This is a genomic window from Oxalicibacterium solurbis, from assembly GCF_014635845.1.
GTDB classification, from domain to species: Bacteria; Pseudomonadota; Gammaproteobacteria; order Burkholderiales; family Burkholderiaceae_D; genus Oxalicibacterium; species Oxalicibacterium solurbis.
This window is the reverse complement of record NZ_BMDP01000003.1, coordinates 424,274-447,944: the sequence shown is the minus strand read 5'-3', so window position 1 is coordinate 447,944 and position 23,671 is coordinate 424,274. Positions and strand designations below refer to the sequence as shown.

The 23,671-nt window shown below is 61.5% G+C and carries 16 protein-coding genes; 8 read left to right on the top strand and 8 right to left on the bottom strand.

The window, feature by feature from the left end; all coding sequences use genetic code 11:
- The first annotated feature begins 1 nt into the window (after position 1).
- From IEV40_RS12040 to IEV40_RS12025, 4 genes are all read left to right on the top strand, one after another.
- Positions 2–3,145 carry a multidrug efflux RND transporter permease subunit gene (locus IEV40_RS12040; protein WP_188421994.1) on the top strand — a complete coding sequence of 1,048 codons (3,144 nt, stop codon included), beginning with the start codon at positions 2–4 and terminating at the stop codon, positions 3,143–3,145.
- Positions 3,146–3,262: 117 nt separating this feature from the next.
- Positions 3,263–4,765: an efflux transporter outer membrane subunit gene (locus tag IEV40_RS12035; protein WP_188421992.1), complete on the top strand. Its 1,503-nt coding sequence runs from the start codon at positions 3,263–3,265 to the stop codon at positions 4,763–4,765.
- 451 nt (positions 4,766–5,216) lie between these two features.
- Positions 5,217–6,704 (top strand): SulP family inorganic anion transporter, encoded by a 1,488-nt coding sequence (locus IEV40_RS12030; RefSeq protein WP_188421991.1) that lies wholly within the window; start codon positions 5,217–5,219, stop codon positions 6,702–6,704.
- A gap of 96 nt (positions 6,705–6,800) precedes the next feature.
- A complete protein-coding gene (locus tag IEV40_RS12025) occupies positions 6,801–8,288 on the top strand; it encodes an MFS transporter (protein WP_188421989.1) in 1,488 nt (495 codons plus the stop codon).
- A gap of 86 nt (positions 8,289–8,374) precedes the next feature.
- On the opposite strand, the gene IEV40_RS12020 is transcribed toward IEV40_RS12025, so the two are convergent.
- Complete coding sequence (locus tag IEV40_RS12020) at positions 8,375–9,304, bottom strand: AraC family transcriptional regulator (RefSeq protein ID WP_188421986.1); 930 nt, start codon at positions 9,302–9,304, stop codon at positions 8,375–8,377.
- A gap of 112 nt (positions 9,305–9,416) precedes the next feature.
- On the opposite strand from IEV40_RS12020, the gene IEV40_RS12015 reads away from it, so the two are divergent.
- Positions 9,417–9,755, top strand: a complete 339-nt coding sequence (locus tag IEV40_RS12015; RefSeq protein WP_188422416.1) for a carboxymuconolactone decarboxylase family protein — start codon at positions 9,417–9,419, stop codon at positions 9,753–9,755.
- A 96-nt stretch (positions 9,756–9,851) separates the two neighbouring features.
- On the top strand, positions 9,852–10,850 hold the full coding sequence (locus IEV40_RS12010) for an SLAC1 anion channel family protein (protein WP_188421984.1): 999 nt from the start codon (positions 9,852–9,854) through the stop codon (positions 10,848–10,850).
- Between the two features lie 51 nt (positions 10,851–10,901).
- On the opposite strand, the gene IEV40_RS12005 is transcribed toward IEV40_RS12010, so the two are convergent.
- From IEV40_RS12005 to IEV40_RS11985, 5 genes are read right to left on the bottom strand one after another with little or no spacing between them, the layout of a single operon-like run.
- A complete protein-coding gene (locus IEV40_RS12005) occupies positions 10,902–12,317 on the bottom strand; it encodes a heavy metal sensor histidine kinase (RefSeq protein ID WP_188421982.1) in 1,416 nt (471 codons plus the stop codon).
- On the bottom strand, positions 12,310–12,984 hold the full coding sequence (locus IEV40_RS12000; RefSeq protein ID WP_188421980.1) for a heavy metal response regulator transcription factor: 675 nt from the start codon (positions 12,982–12,984) through the stop codon (positions 12,310–12,312). The genes IEV40_RS12005 and IEV40_RS12000 overlap by 8 nt, the downstream gene beginning before the upstream one ends.
- Positions 12,985–12,996: 12 nt before the next feature.
- Positions 12,997–14,526 (bottom strand): efflux transporter outer membrane subunit, encoded by a 1,530-nt coding sequence (locus IEV40_RS11995; protein ID WP_188422414.1) that lies wholly within the window; start codon positions 14,524–14,526, stop codon positions 12,997–12,999.
- A gap of 5 nt (positions 14,527–14,531) precedes the next feature.
- On the bottom strand, positions 14,532–15,815 hold the full coding sequence (locus IEV40_RS11990; protein ID WP_188421978.1) for an efflux RND transporter periplasmic adaptor subunit: 1,284 nt from the start codon (positions 15,813–15,815) through the stop codon (positions 14,532–14,534).
- Position 15,816: 1 nt separating this feature from the next.
- Positions 15,817–19,017 carry an efflux RND transporter permease subunit gene (locus IEV40_RS11985; RefSeq protein ID WP_188421975.1) on the bottom strand — a complete coding sequence of 1,067 codons (3,201 nt, stop codon included), beginning with the start codon at positions 19,015–19,017 and terminating at the stop codon, positions 15,817–15,819.
- Between the two features lie 538 nt (positions 19,018–19,555).
- On the opposite strand from IEV40_RS11985, the gene IEV40_RS11980 reads away from it, so the two are divergent.
- Positions 19,556–21,937 (top strand): acetamidase/formamidase family protein, encoded by a 2,382-nt coding sequence (locus IEV40_RS11980; RefSeq protein WP_188421973.1) that lies wholly within the window; start codon positions 19,556–19,558, stop codon positions 21,935–21,937.
- Positions 21,938–22,036: 99 nt separating this feature from the next.
- Positions 22,037–22,243 (top strand): hypothetical protein, encoded by a 207-nt coding sequence (locus IEV40_RS11975; protein ID WP_229724089.1) that lies wholly within the window; start codon positions 22,037–22,039, stop codon positions 22,241–22,243.
- Between the two features lie 4 nt (positions 22,244–22,247).
- Here the strand turns inward: IEV40_RS11975 and IEV40_RS11970 are convergent, their stop codons facing one another.
- Both IEV40_RS11970 and IEV40_RS11965 read right to left on the bottom strand, forming a co-directional pair.
- The gene (locus IEV40_RS11970) at positions 22,248–22,439 is read right to left on the bottom strand and encodes a hypothetical protein (protein WP_188421971.1); all 192 of its coding nucleotides are present in this window, start codon (positions 22,437–22,439) and stop codon (positions 22,248–22,250) included.
- Positions 22,436–23,665, bottom strand: coding sequence for a PepSY-associated TM helix domain-containing protein (locus IEV40_RS11965; RefSeq protein WP_188421969.1), 1,230 nt, complete (start codon positions 23,663–23,665; stop codon positions 22,436–22,438). Before IEV40_RS11965 ends, IEV40_RS11970 begins: the two co-directional genes overlap by 4 nt.
- Between the last annotated feature and the right edge of the window lie 6 nt (positions 23,666–23,671).

Below are 23,671 nucleotides of genomic sequence, written 5' to 3'. Positions count from 1 at the left end.
CATGAGCCTGTCTTCCTCCTTCATCCACCGCGCCGTCGCCACCACGCTGCTGACGATAGGCATCGCGCTGGCCGGCATCGTGTCGTTCGGATTGTTGCCGGTGTCGCCCTTGCCGCAGGTGGATTTCCCGACCATTCTGGTATCGGCCTCGCTGCCCGGCGCCAGCCCCGAAACGATGGCGTCCACCGTCGCCACGCCGCTGGAGCGCTCGCTGGGCCGCATCGCCGGCATCACCGAAATGACGTCCAGCAGTTCGTCCGGCTCGGCGCGCATCATCCTGCAGTTCGATCTCGATCGCGACATCGACGGTGCCGCGCGCGACGTGCAGGCAGCCATCAATGCGGCGCGCGCCGACTTGCCGTCCACGCTGCGCAGCAATCCGACCTACCGCAAGGTCAATCCGGCCGATGCGCCCATCATGATCATCGCGCTGACCTCGGACACGATGACGCAAGGCCAGATCTACGATGCCGCTTCCACCATCCTGCAACAGAAGCTGTCGCAGGTGCAGGGCATCGGACAGGTGACGGTGGGCGGCAGTTCGCTGCCGGCGGTGCGCGTCGAGCTCAATCCGATGGCGCTGAACAAGTACGGCGTGGGCCTCGACGAAGTGCGCACCGCGCTGCAGGAAAGCAATGCCAACCGGCCCAAGGGCTATGTGGAAAGCGAATCGCGCCAGTGGCAGGTCGCCACCGACGATCAAGCCAAGACAGCCGCCCAGTACCGGCCGCTGATCGTCACCTGGCGCAACGGCGCACCGGTGCAGTTGTCCAGCGTGGCCGAAGTCACCGATTCGGTGGAAGACCTGCGCAACGCCGGCATGGCCAACGGCAAGCGTTCGGTACTGCTGATCATGAACCGCCAGCCGAATGCCAACATCATCGAAACAGTCGACCGCGTACGTGCGCTGCTGCCGAACCTGAAAGCGTCGATTCCAGCCGCAATCGACATGGACGTCGTGCTCGACCAGACGACGACGATCCGCGCCTCGCTGCATGACGTCGAGTTCACGTTGTTGGTATCGATTGCGCTGGTCATCATGGTGGTCTTCCTGTTCCTGCGTAATGTGCGCGCCAGCATCATTCCCAGTGTAGCGGTGCCGATCTCGCTGCTCGGCACCTTCGGCATCATGTATCTGCTGGGCTTCAGTCTGAACAATTTTTCGCTGATGGCGCTGACGATTTCCACCGGCTTCGTCGTCGACGATGCGATCGTCGTTCTGGAAAACGTGATGCGCCATATCGAAAAGGGCATGAAGCCGCTGCAGGCGGCGCTGCTCGGCGCGCGCGAAGTCGGCTTCACGGTGCTGTCGATGTCGATCTCGCTGGTCGCCGTGTTCATCCCGATGCTGCTGATGGGCGGGCTGGTCGGCCGCTACTTCCACGAATTCGCGATCACGCTGTCGGCAGCGGTGCTGGTGTCGCTGGTGGTGTCGCTGACGACCACACCGATGATGTGCGCGCGCATCCTGCGGCGCGAAACCAAGGAACAGCATGCGCAGCGCCAGCGCAACCGCTGGTATGTCGCCAGCGAACAGGTGTTCGACTGGATGATCCGCCACTACGAGCGCACGCTGGACTGGGCGCTGCGTCACACGCGCATCATGATGCTGACGCTAGTGGCGGTTATCGGTTTCAATTTCTATCTGTACGGCGTGGTGCCGAAAGGCTTCTTTCCGCAACAGGACACCGGCCGCATCATGGGTTTCATCCAGGCCGATCAGGCGACGTCGTTCCAGGCGATGCAGCCCAAGCTGACGGCCTTCGTCGACATCGTCCGCACCGATCCGGCAGTCGCCAGCGTGATCGCCTTCACCGGCGGCAGCCGGCGCAATAGCGGACAGATGTTCATCACGCTGAAGCCGCTGAACGAGCGCAAGGTCAGCGCCGACGACGTCATCAACCGGCTGCGCGGCAAGCTGGCTCGCGTACCGGGCGCCACGCTGTTCATGCAGGCGGCGCAGGATATCCGCGTCGGCGGCCGCTCCAGCAATGCGCAATACCAGTACACGCTGCAGGCGGACGAATTGAACGCGCTCGACCTGTGGGGGCCGCGCGTGCTGGAAGCGTTGCGCACCGTGCCGCAGCTGCTGGACGTCAACACCTCGCAGCAGGATCGTGGCCTGCAAATCACGCTGAACGTCGATCGCGATACCGCGGCGCGCCTTGGCGTCACGCAGGCCGAAGTCGATGCGCTGCTGTACGACGCCTTCGGCCAGCGCCAGGCATCGGTCATCTATGCGCAGCGCAACCAGTATCACGTGATCATGGAAGTCGCGCCGCAATACTGGCAGCGGCCGGAAATCCTGCGCGACCTTCACGTGCGCAACAGCGAAGGCACGATGGTGCCGCTGTCGGCCTTCTCCAGTTTCGGGCCGACCTCGACCACGCTGTCCGTGGATCACCAGGGTCAGTTCGCGGCGACGACGATCTCGTTCAATCTCGCGCCCGACGTCACGCTCAGCGAAGCGGCCGAAGCGATCAACGCCAAGCTCGACACGCTGCACATGCCGAACACCGTGCACGGCAGCTTCCAGGGCTCGGCCAAGGTGTTCCAGTCGTCGTTCGCCAGCCTGCCGTTCCTGCTGTTCGCTTCGCTGGCGACGATCTACATCGTGCTCGGCATGCTGTACGAAAGCTACGTCCATCCGATCACTATCCTTTCCACACTGCCGTCGGCCGGCGTCGGCGCCATCCTGGCGCTGCTGCTGTTCCACATGGATCTGTCGATCATGGGCTTCCTCGGCATCATCCTGCTGATCGGCATCGTCAAGAAGAACGCAATCATGATGATCGACTTCGCGCTGGTCGCGCAGCGCACCGAGAACCGCATGCCGCGCGATGCGATCCGGCAGGCCTGCCTGCTGCGCTTCCGTCCGATCATGATGACGACCGCCGCCGCGCTGCTGGGCGCGCTGCCGCTGATGCTGGGCACCGGCACCGGTTCCGAACTGCGCCGACCGCTGGGCGTGACCATCGTCGGCGGCCTGATCGTCAGCCAGATGCTGACGCTGTACACGACGCCGGTCGTCTATCTGTACATGGACCGCTTCAGCGCGTGGAGCCATCGCGTGTGGTCGCGCTGGCGCAAGCGGCACCCGGCATCGGGCTCCACCTCGGATTCTGCCGCAGACACGGCAGGCTGAAGATACAGACGAACGAAAATATGAAACCGGAATATGCAATGGAACGTGAATCGGAACATGAAGCGGGACATGAAAATGAATGAAGGCGTGGATAAAGATGCGAATAAAGCAGGCGGAATGCAACCGCACTGGCATCGCGTCAGGCCGCTCGCGGCAGCAGCAGCCTCGGCATTGCTGCTGGGCGCCTGCGCGGTCGGCCCCGATTACGTGCGCCCGGAAGTGGCGCAACCGGCCGCATTCAAGGAAGCGAACGGCTGGAAGACCGCGCAACCGAACGATGCCGCGCTGCGCGGCAACTGGTGGGAGTTCTATGGCGACCCGCTGCTGAATTCGCTGCAGGAACAGGTCAATACGTCGAACCTCAGCCTGGCACAGGCCGAGGCGGCCTATCGTCAGGCACTGGCGCTGGTACAGTCGGCACGTTCCGAATACTTTCCGACCGTTACCGGCGAATTCGACGTCACACGTTCCAGCAGCGCGACGGTGCGCAACAATCAGGTCACCAGCGCCACTACCAGCAGCAGGGGCGTGCGCACCAATTACGGCGTATCGCTGGGCGCCAGCTGGGAAGCCGATCTGTGGGGCCGCGTGCGGCGCACGGTGGAAGCGAACGCCAACAATGCGCAAGCCAGCGCCGCCGATCTGGAGAACACGCGGTTGAGCATGCATGCGCAACTGGCGCAGAACTACTTCCAGCTGCGCGCGCTCGATTCGCAGAAAGCGCTGCTGGATCGCACATTGGCCGACTACGAACGCTCGCTGCAACTGACGCAGAACCAGTACGCTGCAGGCATCGCCGCCCGCGCCGATGTCATACGCGCGCAAACGCAGTTGAAGAACACGCAAACGCAGGCACTGGACATCGGCGTGCAGCGCGCGCAACTCGAACATGCGATTGCGCTGCTAGTCGGCAAGGCACCGGCCGAATTCGATATCGCACCGGCGCCGCTGACTGCATCGGTGCCGGACATTCCGCTGACCGTGCCATCCGCCTTGCTGGAACGCCGCCCCGACATCGCCGCTGCCGAACGCCGGCTGGCCGCGGCCAATGCCGAGATCGGCATCGCCAAATCCGCATGGTTCCCGTCATTGGGACTGTCGGCCAATGTCGGCTATCAGAACGACAGCATGTCGCACCTGCTGACCCTGCCCAACCGTTTCTGGTCGATCGGCCCGACGCTGGCGCAGACACTGCTGGACTTCGGCGCGCGCCAGGCACAGACCGATCAGGCAGTCGCTGCCTATGACGAAAACGTCGCGCTGTACCGGCAGACGGTGCTGACCGGCTTCCAGGAAGTGGAAGACAACCTGGCTGCGCTGCGCATCCTCGAACAGGAAGCGCAGACGCAGGGCGAAGGTGTGCAGCTGGCGCGCAAGTCGGTGGAGATTGCGACCAACCAGTACAAATCCGGACTGGTCAGCTATCTGGACGTGATCACGGCGCAGACCACCGCGCTGGACAGCGAGATCAGCGCCGTCAACATTCTCAATCGCCGGCTGGCCGCCAGCGTGCTGCTGATCAAGGCATTGGGCGGCGGCTGGCATGCGGATACGCCGAACGAAACGAATCAGAGCGTTCCGCCGACATCGCAAAGCGCTGCCGACACAACATCTCGGTGATGCTGGAATAAAACCGCGTACCGTAATGCGGTTGAATCAACGCATCTAACGAAACAGGGTTGGCGGAATCAGCTCAGCGACTATCGGTTCCGCCGCCGCCACTTGCGCGTGATTTCTTGCGTGATTCCGTACGCTGGCCCTGACGGCGAGACGCCATGTCATGAACGTTTCCTTTCCGGCACGTTTTGCCAACAATAGCCGCATCGTTTACCATGGCGCCTGCGTTCGCCTGATGCCTCAGCAGATCGCGTCTCCACACACTTTCCGCATACCGATGTAGTTCACGCCTTTCCGCTGCCATCTTCCATTGTCTGTTCCGCGTGATCGTTCGCGCAGAATGGTCCTGGCACTTCCTCGCATCCGCACGATGCGATATGCACATGATTACCCTTGATGCTTGCAATGCGGCCTTTGCCGTCGATTGCCGCATCGCTCATTCCGACTGCCACCGATGAAATACCCCTCACTGCGGGAACAATGGTTCTCGAACATCCGTGCCGACATCCTGTCCGGCCTCGTCGTTGCGCTTGCGCTGATTCCGGAAGCACTGGCCTTTGCCGCCATCGCCGGCGTCGATCCGCAGGTCGCGCTGTATGCCGCCTTCGTCATTGCCGCCGTGTCGGCGATCGCCGGCGGACGGCCGGCAATGATTTCCGCAGCGACCGGCGCGATTGCGCTACTGGTCGTCGATCTCGTCAAGGATCACGGCGTCTCCTATCTGCTGGCGGCGGGCATCCTTGCTGGTCTGTTGCAGATCGCCGCCGGCCTGTTGCGCCTAGGTGCGCTGATGCGTTTCGTATCGCGCTCGGTGGTCACCGGTTTCGTCAATGCGCTGGCCATCCTGATCTTCCTCGCGCAACTGCCGGAGTTGAATCACGGCCCTCTCGTCTGGGCCATGGTGGCAGGCGGGCTGGCGATCATCTATTTGCTGCCGCGCCTGACGACGGCCGTGCCATCACCGCTGATCTGCATCGTCGTGCTGACGATCATCGCCGTGGCTTTCCATCTACCCCTGCGTACCGTCGGCGACATGGGCGCGTTCCCCGACAGCCTGCCGTCCATCGCGTGGCCCGCCGTACCGATGACGATGGAAACGCTGCAGATCATCCTGCCGTATTCGCTGGCCATCGCCGTGGTCGGTCTGCTCGAATCGTTGATGACGGCAGCCATTATCGACGATTTCACCGACACGCCGAGCGACAAGAACCGCGAATGCCGCGGCCAAGGCATCGCCAACATCGCTGCCGGCATGGTCGGCGGCATGCCGGGTTGCGCGATGATCGGGCAATCGGTGATCAATGTGCGTTCCGGCGGGCGCGGACGGCTTTCCACTTTTCTCGCCGGCGTCTTCCTGCTGATCCTGGTCGTCTTCCTCGGTCCGTGGGTCAAGCAGATTCCGATGGCGGCACTGGTGGCCGTGATGGTGATGGTGTCGATCAGCACGTTCAGCTGGCGTTCGCTGAAAAACCTGACATCGCATCCGACCACTTCGTCGATCGTGATGCTGACTACCGTGATCGTCGTGGTCGCCACGCACAATCTCGCCATCGGCGTCGGCGCCGGTGTGCTGTTGAGCGCCTTGTTCTTCGCGTCGAAGGTGCGTTCGGTACTGGACGTCACGTCGTCGCTGAGCGAAGACGGCCAAGATGGTCATACACGCCGCTACCAAGTGCGCGGCCAGGTGTTCTTCGCTTCGTCGGAAGCGCTGGTGTCGGAATTCGATTTCAAGGAAGGCATCGCCGCCGTGCATCTGGACCTGTCGCACGCGCACTTCTGGGACATCACCGCGATCGAAGCGCTGGATCGCATCGTGTTCAAGTTCCGTCGCAACGACATTGCCGTCGAAGTCAGCGGCCTGAATCGTGCCAGCGCGACGATGGTCGAAAAATTTGCCACGCATGACAAGGCCGGTGCAGATGGAGTCGTGGCCGGACACTGACGATAGCCACACCGTGAAAATGGGCATTGCGACGTCGCCAGCAGCTTCGCCGCATTACGGCTACCATGCCTGCTCCGCATCACGTTTCGGCTCTTCATGTCCTCCTCTTCCGCCCCTTCTGCCACCGGCAGCCAGCTCGGCGCTGCCGGTCTTGCCGTGCTTCTCGCCGGCCAACTGCTGCCGCAGATCGACTTTTCCATCGTCAACGTCGCGCTCGACGCGATCGCGCAAACCTTTCACGCAAGCGCGACCGAACTGGAACTGATCGTCGCCGTCTACGGCGTCGCCTTCGCGGTCTGCCTGGCGATGGGCGGCCGACTCGGCGACAACTTCGGACGACGGAAACTGTTCTTGTGGGGCGTGCAGGTCTTCGGCATCGCATCGCTGCTGTGCGGCCTTGCCGGTTCGATCTGGATGTTGCTGTTCGCACGCATGCTGCAGGGCGTGGGCGCGGCGCTGATCGTGCCGCAGATTCTGGCCACGATCCATGTCGGACTTTCAGGTCATGAACATTCGCGCGCGATCGGCTATTACGGCGCAATCGGCGGACTGGCCTTCATCATCGGCCAGGTGTTGGGCGGCTTCCTCGTCTCGGCCGACATCGCCGGACTCGGCTGGCGCAGCGTGTTCCTGATCAACCTGCCGATCTGCGCGGCATTGCTGATCGCAACGCCGCGCTGGATTCCGGAAACGAAGCGCGCCACGCGCACCGACATCGACTGGTCCGGCACCACACTGCTGGCAATGGTCATCGTCAGCCTGCTGCTGCCGCTGGCGCTCGGACCGGTACGCCACTGGTCATGGCCGTACATCGCCCTGCTGATAGCAGTGCCGCCGCTGCTGGCCTGGCTGTGGCGCGTCGAACGCAATGAAGAACGGCGCGGCGCCCATCCGTTACTGCCGCCGGCTTTGCTACGCATTCCGAGCACGCGCTTCGGCCTCGTCATCGCCGTGCTGTTCTTCTCGTGCTGGAGCGGCTACATGTTCGCGATGTCGCTGACGCTGCAGAGCGGTGCCGGACTATCGCCGCTGCAGGCCGGCAATTCCTTCATCGCGATGGGCGCAACCTACTTCCTGTCGTCGCTGAACAGTGCACGCTTCGTTCGCCGCATCGGGCAGGCGCCGACGCTGATGCTGGGCTGCGTGATCCAGATGATCGGCTTGCTGGGACTGATACTGACATTGAAACTGACGTGGCCGCATCCCGGTGTGCTGCAGCTGATTCCGGCGACGATGTTGATCGGCTTCGGCCAGGCATTGATCGTCGGCAGCTTCTTCCGCATCGGCCTGTCCGATATGCCGACCGAACAGGCTGGTGCCGGCAGCTCCATGCTGTCGACGGTGCAGCAGGCTTCTTTTGGCCTCGGCTCGGCGCTGCTCGGCACCGTGCTCGCGCAAGTCCTGCATCAGGGTGGCGATTATCTGCAGGCGATCGTCACGGCACTTGGTACCGAATTCGTATTGATGGCGGTGCTGCTGGTCAGCGCCTTCTTCTATCACCGGCGTCATGATCGCTTGCGCGGGATAAACCATGCCGCAGCCACTGCCACGGGCAACACCACAGGCAATACGGCTGCACGCTAACGATTGCCGAAGAGGGCGGATGCGGCCTGCATATACGCCGCATCGGTCATGTACACAACTGCACTATTCTCTTCGAACGTATCTAACTAAGCCTGCGCATTGCGGCGATACCGTCCCGGCGGCACGCCCATGAACTGCTGAAACGCCTTGCCGAATGCGGCTTCCGACTGATAGCCGACTTCCATGCCGATATCTGCCGCGTTGCGCGTAGTCTGTCGCAGCAGGTTCGCGGCAATCGTCATGCGTACCTGGCTGAGGAATTCCCACACCGTCATGCCGGACTTCTCGCGGAAATGCCGCGCATAGGTCGCGCGCGACATGGCCGACAAGCCGCCCAGTTCCTCGATGCTCCACGCCCGTCCTGGTTCTGCCAGCAGCGCCCGTATCGACGGCCCCAGCCGCGGATCGGAGGAGAGCGTCAATACATTGGATGCATCGGGGTTCTGCGCACCGTAAGCACGCAAGGCCATCGCGAACAGTGCCTGACTCAATGCGGTAACGATGGCCAGTGCGCCGGGCTGGCGCCGCTCCGACTCATCGCGCATCAGCGACACCAGCGCATGCAGGCGCGAGGCACCGTCGCCATTACCATCACCATCCGCCAGCGATACGTGCAAGGGATCGGGCAGCGCACGCAGCAGCAACGCCGCTGGCCCGTTTGCATATTCGAAACGACCGCACAGCAGGTCGATGTCCGGTTCTCCGCTGCCGACGCGCTCGAGCTTCAGCAAACCGTCGTGCGAGAAGGTCGGCGACGTTGCGCGCTTGGCACGCAACTCGATATCGCGTATCCAGTGTGCGCCGCCGCGCGGAAACATCACCATGTCGCCAGCTTCCAGCGTCAGCACCGAACCGTCCTGCGCCTCGATCGCGCAACGGCCGTGCAAGGCCAGATGAAAGGGAGCGACAGTCGTCGGCGACTGATGCGGCAGCGCGAACTTGCCGGTGAGCTGGCAGCGCAATTCCAGGCTGGCCTGGGGCCGGGCCAGCTGGATCAGGCGGGTCAATGCATCCATGATACGAATCAGCTAAAAATGAATACGCGACAGTATTCATGATATCGATGCCGTACGCAATACTGTCTCCATGGCAGCGACGCCCGTCGCGCCGCAACCCAAGGAGAAAATCATGCTGGACTGGAACAACTACCGCACCGAACTCATGCAACGCGTCGGCGATTACGCCACCCTGTCGCCGGATACCGTCAAGGGTTATCAGGCACTGGCCGGCGCCGCCACCAAACCCGGCCGCCTCGACGGCAAGACCGCCGAACTGATTTCGCTGGCGGTAGCGGTGACCACGCGCTGCGACGGCTGTATTGCCATTCATGCGCAACGCGCCCTGCAACAAGGCGTGACGCAGGAAGAGCTCGCCGACGCGCTGAGCGTCGCCATTGCGATGAATGCCGGCGCAGCAATGGTCTATACGGCGCGCGCACTCGACGCAATCACCGCCACCAAGGCCTGATACGCAATACGGCCCGTTCATCGCGTTGTTGATTATGTTGATACATCACCGCAACGAACGGGCCGCAATGCCTGTCGCTTCCATCAGGGAGAAAACATGAATACCGTCACCACCTCGCAAGCACCCGCCACCGGCAAACGCCTGAGCTACCTGCCGGTAGCGCTGTTCGGCGCCGTCATGGGGCTTACCGGCCTTTCCGTCGCCTGGCGTCTCGCACATGCGCAGTTCGGCGCACCGTCATGGATTGCGCATGCATTTGCCGCGCTGGCCATCCTGGCCTTCTTTGCACAAAGCATCGCCTATGGCATCAAGGCGTTTACCGATTTCGATGCCGTACGCGCAGAATTCCAGCACCCGGTGGCCGGCAACCTGTTTGGCACGCCGCTGGTCAGCCTGTTGCTGTTGCCGTTACTGTTGGTCGACATCAACCTGACACTGGCGCGTATCGTCTGGAGCATAGGCGCGATCCTGATGACGGTATTTGCCTGGACCATCGTCTCGCGCTGGATCACTGCACGGCAAAAGGTCGCGCATGCCACGCCGGCGTGGATCGTGCCCGCCGTGGGTCTGATCGACATTCCGCTTGCCGTGCCTGCACTCGGCTGGGAACACACCCTGCACGACGTCATGATGTTCGCCACGGCCGTCGGCCTGTTCTTCGCCATTCCGTTGTTTACGCTGATCCTGTCGCGGCTGATGTACGAAGATCCGCTGCCGGAAGCCATGCAGCCGTCGCTGCTGATTCTGGGCGCGCCGTTCGCCGTCGGCTTTGCCGCCTATGTCGCCACTACCGGCCACATCGATTTCTTCGCCGAAGCGCTGTACATGCTGATGCTGTTCATGACGGCCGTGCTGCTCGGCCGGCTGCGCCATCTGCCGCGCTGCAGCACCTTCCGCGTCGCGTGGTGGGCCGCCAGTTTTCCGCTGGCTGCGACGGCGGCGACATCGTTGCGCTACGCCGCACATGCACCGAGTCTTTTTACCGATATCGTTGCCGGCGTGCTGCTCGCCATTGCCACCATCGTCATTCTCGGATTGGCATGGCGCACGCTGTCCGGCATCGCCAGGGGCGAATTGCAGAAACTGGTTGGCTGAAAGCGGCTTGTCTCGTCTTGCAAACTCGCGAGTCCGATCGCACGGCATCGTTTAACGCGCGATGCCGTGCGCGATCGTCAGGCCGATAGTGGTTTCATTGTCGCGACTCTGCGCAAACACGGTGCCGCCATGCATGACGGCAATCGCCTTGACGATCGCCAGACCGAGTCCGTGGCTGTTGCGGCTGTCGGTGCGCGACGAATCGACACGATAGAAGCGATCGAACAAGCGTTCCACATGATGCGCGGCAATCGGCATGCCACGATTGCTGACGGTGATCGCCACGCCGTCTTCCGATTCGGCGATGCGGATCACGATGGCCGAACAGCGATCGCAATGCTGAATGGCGTTGTACAGCAGGTTGGTGATCGCGCGGCCGAACAACGACGGCTCGATCGCCGCCTCGGCGTCGCCTTCGATCTTCAGCGAGCAGCCGGCGTCTTCCAGCAGCATGTCGAGGAATTCCGCGCTCTTGCCGACTTCCTGCGCAATCGATGCCCGCACCAGGTTGTCCGCGCGCATGCCGCGATCGGCCTGCGCCAGAAACAGCATGTCGTTGATGATGGTACGCAAGCGTTCCAGCTCTTCCAGATTCGATTGCAATACTTCTTCCAGCTCTGCCACCGAGCGCTCGCGCGACAGGATTACCTGCGTCTGGCCGATCAGGTTGCCGAGCGGCGTGCGCAGTTCATGCGCGACGTCGGCATTGAACGTCGACAATTGCATATAAGCCTGCTCGACGCGTTCCAGCGCACCGTTGAACGACAGCACCAGGCCGGCCAGTTCGCCTGGCAGCTTGCACACCGGCAGGCGTTCCGACAACTTCTTCGGCCCCAGCTCCTGTGCATGGCGCGACAGATCGTCAACAGCGGCCAGGCTGCGCCGCGCTATCCACCAGCCGAGCGCCGCCACCGCCGCCACACCGAACAGCGAGGCGATGACCAGCGCAACATTCAAGGCATGGCTGGTCGTATCGAACGCGCTCGGATCGACGCCCACCGTCAGCATCACGGCCGGCCGGTCGCCCAGCGGCGGCACCCTGCCGCTCAACGTCAAATAGGTACGCTCCGGCATGAAGACGCGCTGCACGCCGCCGCCTTCCTTGACGGTTTTCACATCGGACGGAAAAGGCGTGCCGAGGCGATAGCGCGGATCGTCGCTGGTGACGATGTACGTCACGTTGCCTTCCTGCGGCGTCAGTTCCTTCAGCTTGCTTTCCAGCAGCGCCCACTTCTCGGTATTGAACATGCGGCGCGCGATCAGGCTTTCGACAAATTCGTAGCGCGTGAGAATTTCCTGCCGCTGATGACGATGCAATTCGTTGCACTGGATGTTGTACAGCGCGACGCCCACTGCGAAGAACACGCCGGCAGCCGCCAGCGCGAACATCAGCGCCAGACGGCGCGCGATCGAATGTCCGGTCGCACTTCCGGTGACATGCGGCGATGACGATGCAGCTTTACTCATGCTTTTCTTCCAGCACATAGCCCATGCCCCGTATCGTGTGCAGCAGCTTGGCTTCGGACGGTTCGTCAAGCTTCGCGCGCAGGCGCTTGATCGCCACTTCCACGACGTTGGTATTGCTGTCGAAACTGACGTCCCACACCATTTCGACGATCACGGTTTTCGACAATACCTGTCCGCGATGCCGCGCCAGTGCGGCAAGCAGTGCAAACTCCTTCGCCGTCAGATCCAGCCGCCGTGCGCCGCGCACCGCACGGCGTGCGATCAGATCGATGTGCAGGTCGGCGATGCGGATATGCGCGGCTTCCTGCGGGCGGCCGCGCCGCCCCAGCGCCTGCAGCCGCGCCAGCAGTTCGAGGAAGGAGAAAGGCTTTACCAGATAATCGTCGGCGCCGCTGCGCAGGCCGTGGATGCGGTCGTCGACTTCACCGCGCGCGGTCAGCATGATGACCGGCGTGTCCTTTTCTCGCCGTAGAGCTTGCAGCACAGACAGGCCGTCGCGGTCCGGCATCATGATGTCGAGCACGATCGCATCGTAATCGCCGGTCAGCGCCAGGTGCTGGCCGTCGATGCCGTTGTTGGCGACGTCGACCGCATACCCCTGCTCGGTCAGGCCACGCAGCAGATAGGCCACGGTCTTCGGCTCGTCTTCGATCACCAGGATCTTCATCGTTCGCTCGCGTCAGTTGGCTGGGGTTGCGGATGTTGCGGATGTTACAGATGTTGCCGTTGCAGATTCGGCGGATGCCGCCGCCGGCATCGTCATTCCAGGCGCATGCCAGCCGCCGCCAAGTGCCTTGATCAGTTTCACTGTATTCAGCAAACGCTGTCCGCGCAACTGCACTTCCTGCCGGCGATAGCCGAGCAGCGTCTGCTGCGCGACGACGACTTCCAGATTGGCGGCCACACCGCTCTGATAACGGTCAATCGACAAACCCAGTGAGCGGTCGGCGCTGTCGGCAGCGATTTTGGCCGATGCGCCGGCCTGCGTCAGCGCCGCATCGGTATTCAGGCCATCCTGCACTTCCTGAAAAGCCGTCAGCACCGATTGCCGGTAGCCGGCAACCGCCTGCCGATAACCGGCTTCGGCGAAATCGACGTTGGCGCCGATGCGGCCGCCGTCGAACACGGTCTGCGTTGCGCTGACACCGATCGCCCACAGCGCCGCCGGCGCGGTGAACAGATTGCCGATCTTGTTGGCATCGCTGCCCACCAGTCCGGACAGGAACAGCGACGGAAAGTAGGCGCTACGCGCCACACCGATCTGCGCATTGGCAGCCGCCATCGCACGCTCGGCCGCGGCGACATCGGGACGGCGCTCCAGCAACGTGGCCGGTGCCGTCAGCGGGACGGCAGGCACATGCACCAACACAGGATTCGATGCCAGCGTAAAGTCGGGTGCAGGCACACCTATCAAGGTAGCGATCGCCGTCTGGTAACGCGCGCGCTGGTCTTCCAGCAACGTCAGCTGCGTTTGCGTCGCCGCCGTCAGGCCTTGCTGCTGGTTCAGGTCGAGGCCGGATACCGCGCCCAGTTCATGTTGTGCGCTGATGTAATCGAGCGCCTTGTTCTGCGACGCCAGCAACTGGCGCAGCAGATCGATTTCGGCATCGGCTTCGCGCAAGGCAAAGTAGTCGGCGGCAAGTTCGGCGGTCAGCACCAGGCGCGTGTTTTCGAAATCGGCCTGCGCCTGTTCCATGCTTGCCGTCGCACCTTCAGCCTGGCGGCGTACGCGGCCGAACAGATCGACTTCGTAATCGACGGTGAATGCCGCATTGAAATCGTTCTGCACGATCGAGCTGTTGACCGAATTGCGATTGCTCAGCGGACGTTCGGCCGACGTGCGATTGCGTGTGACGCCGCCCTGCAGACCGATCTGCGGAAAATACGCGCTGTTGGCGACATTGGCCTGCGCACGCGCCTGCTCGACACGCGTCTGCGCAATCACCATCGTCTGGCCGTTCTTCAGCGCCTGCTCCTGCAACGCATTCAGTTGCGTATCGCCGAAGATTTCCCACCACGCGCCCTTCAGCTCGCCGTCGCGCGGATTGCCAGCCTGCCAGCCCGGCTCGGTTTTCCATGCCTGTGCGACTGGCGCATCGGGGCGCTGATAGTCGGGACCAACGGCACAGCCGCCCAGCGCGAGCAGGGCAGCCAGTACGGCCGGCGCCGCGGCAGAACGCCAATGAGAGCGCCAGCGAGGACGACGCATCGCGATCACGATGCCTTCTCCTTGCTGCCCGGCGCTTTCTTGTCTGCCGCGCCCTTGCCCGCATCCTTCACCGGAGACGCGTCTTCCGATGCCGCCACGGAAACAACATCGCCTTCGTTCAGCGAATCGGCCGGATTGACGATCAACCTGTCCTGCGTGGTGACGCCGCTGCCGAGTTCGACTGTGGTGCCGAGTTCGCGGCTGATCGTTACCGGCTGCAGATGCACCTTGCCATCGGCACCGACGATCGCCACGCGTATGCCTTCCGGACGGAACAGCAATGTATTGCTCGGCACCGTCAGGGCGGTCTGGCTGGTGGCACCGGTGGCCTTGATGGCGACTTGCGCATAGGCGCCCGGCAGCAGCACGCCATCCGGGTTCGGCAGGCGAATCTCGATCTGCATCGTGCGCGTCAGTGGATCGATCGCGCCGGCCGTGCGGGCGATGGTGCCGGTGAAGCTGCGCCCCGGCAGTTCGCGCAGCGTCACTTCTGCCTTGTTGCCGGTCTTGATCTGCGGCGCGTAACTTTGCGGCACATAGACGTATACGCGCAGCGTATCGCTCTTGGCCATCGTGAACAGCACGAGCGAACCGCCGCCGGCATCGACCAGATTGCCGATATCGACATTGCGGCGCGTGATCACACCGGAGAACGGCGCGACGATACGGCTGAAGCCGACCTGATCCTGCAGGCGCTGCACCGTGGCTTTGGCCGATGTTTCGGCAGCCTGCGCGACCGCGAGCGCATTGCGCTTCTCGTCCAGTTCCTGCTGCGATACCGCATCGCGCTTGCGCAGCGCATCCCAGCGTTCGAAGGTGCTCTTGGCCAGTTGCAGATTGGTCGTTGCCTGCACCTGCGCCGCCTTCGCTTCGTTCAGCTGCTGCACGACTTCTGGTGCATCGATCTGTGCCAGCAGGTCGCCCTTTTTCACCTGGTCGCCGATATCCTTGTACCAGCCGGAAACGTAGCCGCTGGTGCGCGCATAGATCGGCGCCTCGATGCTGCCCTGCAGCGTGCCCGGCAGGCGCAGCAGATTGTCCTGCGCCGAGCTTTTCGGCGAGATGACACTGACGTAACGCATCTGCTGCTCGCGCGAAGTTTCCGCCAGCGCGCTGCCCTTGGCAAAACGCAGGCCCATGACAATCAGGCCGCCGACCAGCAGCACGCCCAGAATCGCTAGTGCGACGCGCTGCATGCGCTTGAGCAGCAGGATGCGTTTGAAGCCACGCGCGGCTTCATGCTCGTGCAAGCCGTGGATACCAATGGAAGAGTGACGATCGTGGGTCATGTTAGTGACTTCCTTCAACAACAACGGAGTGCGGCGGCGGCAAACTTTTTTTGGCAGCACGCTTCGCCAGCAGGGAATGAATGCCCGCAAATACCAGCGGCACGAAGAACAGGGTGGATACGGTGGCAAACAGCAGGCCGCCGATGGTGGCGCGGCCGAGCGGCGCATTCTGCTCGCCGCCATCGCCCAGGCCCAGCGCCATCGGCAGCATGCCGATGATCATCGCCAGTGCCGTCATCAGCACCGGACGGATACGCGTGGCGCCGGCTTCCAGCGCAGCGGCCAGCGGCGTCTCGCCGGCCAGCAATCGCTGCCGCGCGAACGATACCAGCAGGATACTGTTGGCCGTCGCCACGCCCATCGTCATGATCGCGCCGGTCAGCGCCGGCACCGAGAGTGTGGTGCCGGTCAGGAACAGCATCCACGCAATGCCGGCCAGCGCCGCCGGCAGCGCGCTGATGATGATCAGCGGATCGATCCACGACTGGAAGTTGACGACGATCAGCAGGTAGACCAGCACGATCGCCATCACCAGGCCGATACCGAGGCCGACGAACGATGTCTTCATCGTTTCCACCTGGCCGCGTATCGTGATTTTCGATCCCTTCGGCAATTTATGCTGGATCTTCGCCACCTCGCGTTCGACTTCGGACGCGACCGAACCGAGATCGCGCCCGCTGACGCTGACGAATACATCGACCACCGGCGAAATGTTGTAGCGCGATACGATCGCCAGCTGGCGCGCGGACTGAGTGGTCACCAGATTACCCAGCAATTGCGTCGGCACCGCCGGATTGCCGGTACCGACCGGCATCCGCAGCAAGGTATCCAGCGAATCGACGTTGTATTGCGGCGTCTGTATCGAGATGTCGTAGGAGATGCCGTTATTCGGATTCAGCCAGAAGGCCGGCGCCGTCTGGAAGCTGCCGGACAACGGCACCAGCACGTTCTGCGCGACGTTGTTGGCGTTCAGCCCAAGTTGCTGCATCTTGTTGCGGTCCATGTTCAGCTGCACCGTCGGCTGGTCGATGCGCTGGTGGACGTGCACATCCACCGCGCCCGGAATCTTCTTGAGCTCCTTCTCAAGCTCGGTGGCCAGATAGTAGTTGTCGACGATATCTTTCCCGGAGAATTGCACGTCGATCGCCGCCGGCAAGCCGAAGTTCAGAATCTGCGTGACGACGTCGGCCGGCTGGAAGAAGAATTCGATGCCGGGGAAGCGCTTCGGCAATTCGCGCCGCAGTTCGCGCACGTAGTCGTCGGTCGGCGCATGGCCTTTCTTCAGTGCGATCTGGATTTCGCCATCCAGTGTGCCAATCGTGCCGGCGTTGCTGTATGAAAGATTGATGCCGGAATAAGGCAGGCCGAGATTGTCGAGCACGGCATCCAGTTCGTCGGCCGGAATCCGTTCGCGAATGACGGCTTCGATCTGGTCGGCCAGCCTTGCGGTTTCCTCGATACGCGTGCCGGTCGGCGCGCGGAAGTGCAGGCGCATCAGGCCGGCATCGACACTCGGGAAGAAGTCGCGCCCCAACGCCAGATACAGGCCGCTGGACAGTACACAGAAACCGAGAAAGACCGATGCGTAGAAACGGCGACGCGGCAACAGCGTACTGAGGATGACGATGTAGACGCCGCGCATGCGTTCGAACTGCGCGTCGAACTTGGTATACACGCGCTCCAGCATGCTGGGCTTGTGGTCCGGACCTTTGTCACCATGCCTGGCGTTGCGCATGAACAGCATCACCAGCGTCGGCACCAGCGTACGCGACAGGATGTACGACGCCAGCATCGCGAAGATCACCGCCTCGGCCAACGGCACGAACAGATAGCGCGCCACGCCGGTCAGGAAGAACATCGGCACGAACACGATGCAGATGCACAACGTCGCCACCAGCGCCGGCACCGCGATCTCGCCCGCGCCTTCGAGGATCGCGGTTTCCAGATCGTGTCCCATGTGCAGATAGCGCTCGATGTTCTCGATCGTCACCGTCGCATCGTCGACCAGGATGCCGACCGAGAGCGCCAGCCCGCCCAGCGTCATGATGTTGATCGTCTCGCCCAGTGCATTCAGCGCAAGGATGGACGACAGCACCGACAGCGGAATCGAGATCGCGATGATGCAGGTGGTGCGCCAGTTGCCGAGGAACAGCAGGATCATCGCCGCCGTCAGGCAGCCCGCGATCAGACCTTCATGCACGACGCCGCTCACCGCGGATTTGACGAAGACGGACTGATCGAACAGCGTGATCAGGTCGACGCCGTCCGGCAGCGTCGGCATGATGTCTTTCAGCGAGGCCTTCAGGTTGTCGACGATTTCCAGCGTCGATGCGCCGCCGTTCTTCAGCACCGACAGCAGCACGCCGCGCTCGCCGTTGTGGCGCACGATGTTGGTCTGCGGCGTGAAGCCGTCGCGCACGTGCGCCACTTCACCCAGATAGACGGTGGCGCCGCTGGTCGTGCGTACCGGCAGATCGTTCAGTTCATCCAGCACCTGCGGCGAACCGTTCATCTTGACCGTGTATTCGGTATCGCCGAACTTGGCGGTGCCGCTAGGCAGGATCAGGTTTTGTGCGCTGATGGCGTTGACGACATCGGTCGGCGACAGTCCTTTGGCCTGCAATGCCTGCGAATCCAGATCGACCGACACCACGCGGCTCTTGCCGCCATACGGATACGGAATCGCCACGCCCGGAATCGTCACCAGCTTGGTGCGCACCGCGTTCAACGCCGTATCGAACAGGGCCTGCTCCGACATCGACTTGCTTGACAGGCCGAGCTGGATGACCGGGATGCTGGAAGCGGAATACTGGATGATCAACGGCGGCGTCGTGCCCGGCGGCATCTGCTTCACGATCACCTGCTCGACCGCCGTGACCTGCGCGATCGCCGTCTGGATATTCGCCTTCGGCTGGAAGAACACCTTGATTACCGCCACGCCGCCCAGCGTTTGCGATTCGATGTGTTCGATGTCGTTGACGGTGGTCGTCAGCACGCGCTCGTTGATGGAGGTGATGCGCTGCCCCATCTCTTCGGCCGACATGCCGGTGTATTTCCAGACGATGCTGATCACCGGGATATTGATATCGGGGAAGATATCGGTCGCCATGCGCTGCAACGTGATCGGCGTGGCGAGGAAGATCAGCAGCGCCATCACGAGGAAGGTGTACGGCCGCCGCAGGGCGATTTTAACGATCCACATCTGGGTAAATTCCGTTTCTGATAGACAGGCAGCATCCGGTGGGTATGGCATCTACACCTGCCGGATACACGCTCTTGCGTGCGCCGCAAAGCGAGGCGCATGGCGCCACAGGGCAGCCAATATACCGCAGCGTCAATGTCTTGTTGCTGACCGGAAAATGACAAATCCGTCAGTTTTCCCGAATGTGCAATTCGCCATCTGACCAGAATTTGTGCGCCCAAGAACAAGAGGCTGCCGGGCAATTGTGAAAGTCTTGCGTCAGGCACCGACAATTCTCGCTTCCGGTCACATCAGAGGATTCGGGCATTGCCGTGCGAAACGATTGCAATTGATCAACTTCTGGCCGACGACACAAAAATCATCCAAACTGGACAATAAATCCGGTGTCGGAGGAGCAGGGACGATCTCTCGGACACCACCGATCCGGAAATTTTAAATCCCGGCATATCGCCATCGAATCGGACGGCGATATATCGACAATGTATCGACAACGTCCTGTCCGCCCTGCGCAGACAAGCGGCACCTTCATTTGAGCATCATGCAAAACTGGCGATTCAATACCGACGTCATACCGAATGCGCTGCGCAGCGATGCGTGGACGGAAATTCTCGCCGACCTGATGCTCAAGTTCAGCCCGAAGGGAAAGACGGAAGCAAAACTCAGCAGCAACGGCTGGAAATGCGTCTCGACGCTGCAATCGATTTATGCCGAAATCCATGCCACGCCGCAGGTCATCACACCTGATAGCGGGCTGATCCGCCATTACCTCAACCAGGGCGGCCAGGCCGTCCTCGTTGTCCAGCTGCGCGCGGGAAGCGGCTATATCAGGACGGCGGCCGAAGCCAGCCAGTTCGATACCAATCATGTCCTGATCATCGACCCCACCCAGAACTGGCAGCTTGAATTTCTCTCGGATTTCCACGCCACCTTTATCTGTCTCAAAGGTGTCAGCCTGCTGCTGCGGTTGCTCCGCTCCATCCCGGAAGGACACACGCTCATCCAAAGAGGAAGCGGCACAGCCAATGCCATTTTTGCGCTGCTCGATTCGATTTCCGGCAGCCTGGGCGACATCCAGCCGGAAGACCTGTCGCAAATCGAAGTGGCGCTGGAAAGCCTGCTGCTGTCGACACTGGCCCAGCACAAGGGGCCGCAGGTCGAAGCGCTGAACAACGCCAAGCGATCCAGCTCCACCCAGCTCAGTCAGTTGAAGCGTGTCTGCAAGACCATCGAGCTCAATCTGTCCGAGCCAGAGTTTTCATTGCAACAGCTAACTGAAGCGGAAAAGATTTCCTCCCGTTACGTTCAAAAACTGTTCCTGACCATCGGCACCACCTTCACGCAATACCTGAAGAAAAGAAGGCTGGAGCGCTGCCGCATCGATCTGGGCGATCCGGCCCTGGCGCATCTGACCATTCTGGAAATCTGCGACAGATGGGGCTTCACGGATGCTGCGAACTTCAGCCGCGCATTCAGCCAGGAATACAACGTGACGCCGCGCGAATGGCGTGCCGCGCCCAAACCCCAGTCGAATGCGTATCGCGGCAGCCCGGCCTTTCTCAAGTTGGAAGACCAGGAAGATATGGAATGGGATGCACTCGCCGAATTCCATTCCGAAGGCGCCATCGGCACAACGCTGCGGCTGGCATCAACGAAACAGAAGCGGCAACAGAAAAAAAATCACCACCATCTCGCCGCGACGAGAAAGACGATTCACTGGGGATATTTCTGCAAATCTTTAAAGCCGATCCTGACCGTCAACAGCGGTGACTTTCTCACCATAGAAACGATCACCCAGCATGCCTATGACGATCACGCGCTGATGATCAAGGGCGATCCCGATGCGGAAGACATCTTCCGCTGGGATCACGATGGCAAGGCGATCAATCGCCGCGGCGCGGGGCCGATCGACGGCTCCGTTTACGGCAGAGGCCCCGGCGAGGGTTTTGGCGTGCATATCTGCACCGGGCCCATCATGATTCGCGATGCGCAGCCGGACGACATTCTGGAGGTGCGCATCCTCGACGTCGCATTCAGGCCAAGCCAGGCGGTGCCAGGCAAAGCGTACGGCAGCAATGCTGCCACCTGGTGGGGCTATCACTATCGCGACCTGATCACCGCGCCCAAGCAGCGCGAAGTCATCACGATTTACGAGATCGAGGAAACCGGTTTCGAGAAGTTCGCCCGCGCCCTGTACAGCTTCCGCTGGACGCCGCAGGTAGACCCTTCCGGCGTACGTCACGAGCTGATCGACTATCCCGGCATTCCGGTCGATCATTCCACGATCGAAAAAAAGCGGGATGTCCTGAAGGGCGTACGCATTCCTGTCAGGCCGCATTTCGGCGTCATGGCAGTGGCACCCAATTTCGAAGGCAATGTGGATTCCGTACCGCCGGGTTCCTTCGGCGGCAATATCGACAACTGGCGCGCCGCCCCCGGCTCCAGCGTATTTCTTCCCGTGCAGGTGGCCGGCGGACTTTTCTCCGTCGGCGATCCGCATGCCTCGCAGGGCGATTCCGAAATCTGCGGCACGGCGATCGAATGTTCGCTGACCGGAGAATTCCAGCTCGTGTTGCACAAGAAAGGAAGCAGCAGCCAGTTCCAGGATCTGGATTTCCCCTTCATCGAAACCCGGGACGAATGGGTCATCCTGGGTTTCAGCTATCCCAACTATCTTGCGGAACTGGGCGCCACCGCACAATCCGAGGTCTACAAGAAAAGCACGCTGGATCTCGCCATGCGCGATGCCTTCCGCAAGACGCGCAAATTCCTGATGGTCGCAAAAGGGCTGACGGAAGACGAAGCCGTCTCTTTGATGTCGGTCGCCATCGACTTCGGCCTGACGCAGATCGTCAACGGCAATATCGGCATTCACGCCATCGTCAGAAAATCCCTCTTTGCAGAGAGAGATGCGTCTGCGTAAATTCCGGATTTAGCGCGGGACGGGCACCCATGAAGATCGTCCTTGCCGAAAATCCGACAACCGCCCGTCTGCTACCTATAATGGCATCGAGCGTATTGGATGGAGGAAGCCATACTGAGTCTGTTCGTTCGAGTCCTGCTGACGGCAGGCGGCGTCGTTGCCAGCTGGCTGGTGGCAAACGATGCCTTGAATTACCCGATCGTGAAAATGGTCGCGGCCATCTTCCTGTTCGTACTGGGTATCGGGCTTGCCATTTTCTGGCCGAAGATATCGGCGTGGTTCAGAAGAGAGAAGAGCAAGCCCTGATTCTTCACTGCGCCGATCGCATCGCACGCACGATCATGATCAGCGGCAGCGCCAGCAGACACCACGACAGCACGTCGTAGACATCGTCGCCAATCAGTGCGCTGAGCAGGCCGACTGCACTGGCAATGCCCAATATCAGCGGCCAGCGCCAGATGCTGATTGGACGAGATGCGTCGTTTCGATCTGTGTTGTTCATCGTGCCGCTCCCTGTATTGCCTCTTGCACCGTTCCTGATGCTGATTCTTGTCCTGTTTCTTTTGCCGCGCCCGGCACTGCTGCCTTGTCATCAATCAGGCCAATCGATTCCGCCTCCGGCAGTTCCGCGATGACCTGACGGCGGCGCAACCATAGATAAAGTCCGCTTCCGAGAATGACGATGGTTGCAATGTCCAGGAATGTCCACAAGATCTTCAGCGGCAGGCCACCGTAATCGCCGAAGTGCAGCGGCTGCGACAGGAACAACGTCTGCACGTACCACGGCATCTCACGCATATCGGTCAGCTTGCCGGTTTCCGCATCGACCAGAGCCGGCATCAACAGGCGCGACGTCAACGGCGTATTGCCTTTCATGAAAACGGCATAGTGATGCTGGCTGGTAAACACGGTGCCAGGAAAGGCAACGAAAGAGGATTCCATATGCGGCGCAGCCTTTTCCGCCACACGCACTGCATTTTCCGTTGAACCCTGCTCCTGCAACGGTGCCATGTTCTTATACGGCGCCACCATTTCGGCAAGCTGGCCGTTCTGCCAAGCATAGAGCACCACGTCGCTCAGTGTGTTGATCACGCCAGTCAGGCCCACCACCATCGTCCAGACCAGTGCCACGATGCCCAGCAGGTTGTGCATATCCAGCCACTTCAATCTTGGCGAGCGCGATTTTCGGATGGTTCCGAATTCCAGTTTGCGCATGAACGGGCTGTACAAGACAACGCCGGACACGATCGCGATCACAAACAGCAAACCCATCACGCCAAGAAAGAGCTTGCCCGGCAAACCGGCAAACATGTCCGTATGCAGTTTCAGCATCACGTACATGAATCCTTCCTGATCGTTCGGCGTATCGAGCAGTTGCGCGGTGCGACCGTCATAGATGAGCGCCTTGCGCGTATCCGGAGAAGCCTGCAGCGATTTGTTCATGCCGACGAAAATCATGTGAGGATGCTCCTCCTGATCCCACGACAGGAACTGGATGACCTGATCCGGATAATGCGCACGCGCCGCCTCGGTAATGCGATCCAGGCTCTGGCGAGGTGTGCCGGCAGGCATGACAGGCGCTTCCGGTTCGCCTGTCAGGTGGTCGATTTCTTCATGGAAGATCAACGGCAATCCGGTGATGCAAAGCATCAGCAGGAACAGCGTGCAAATCAGGCTGCTCCACTTATGTATCCATGACCAGGTACGTATGGATGATTGCTTGCTCATAAATAT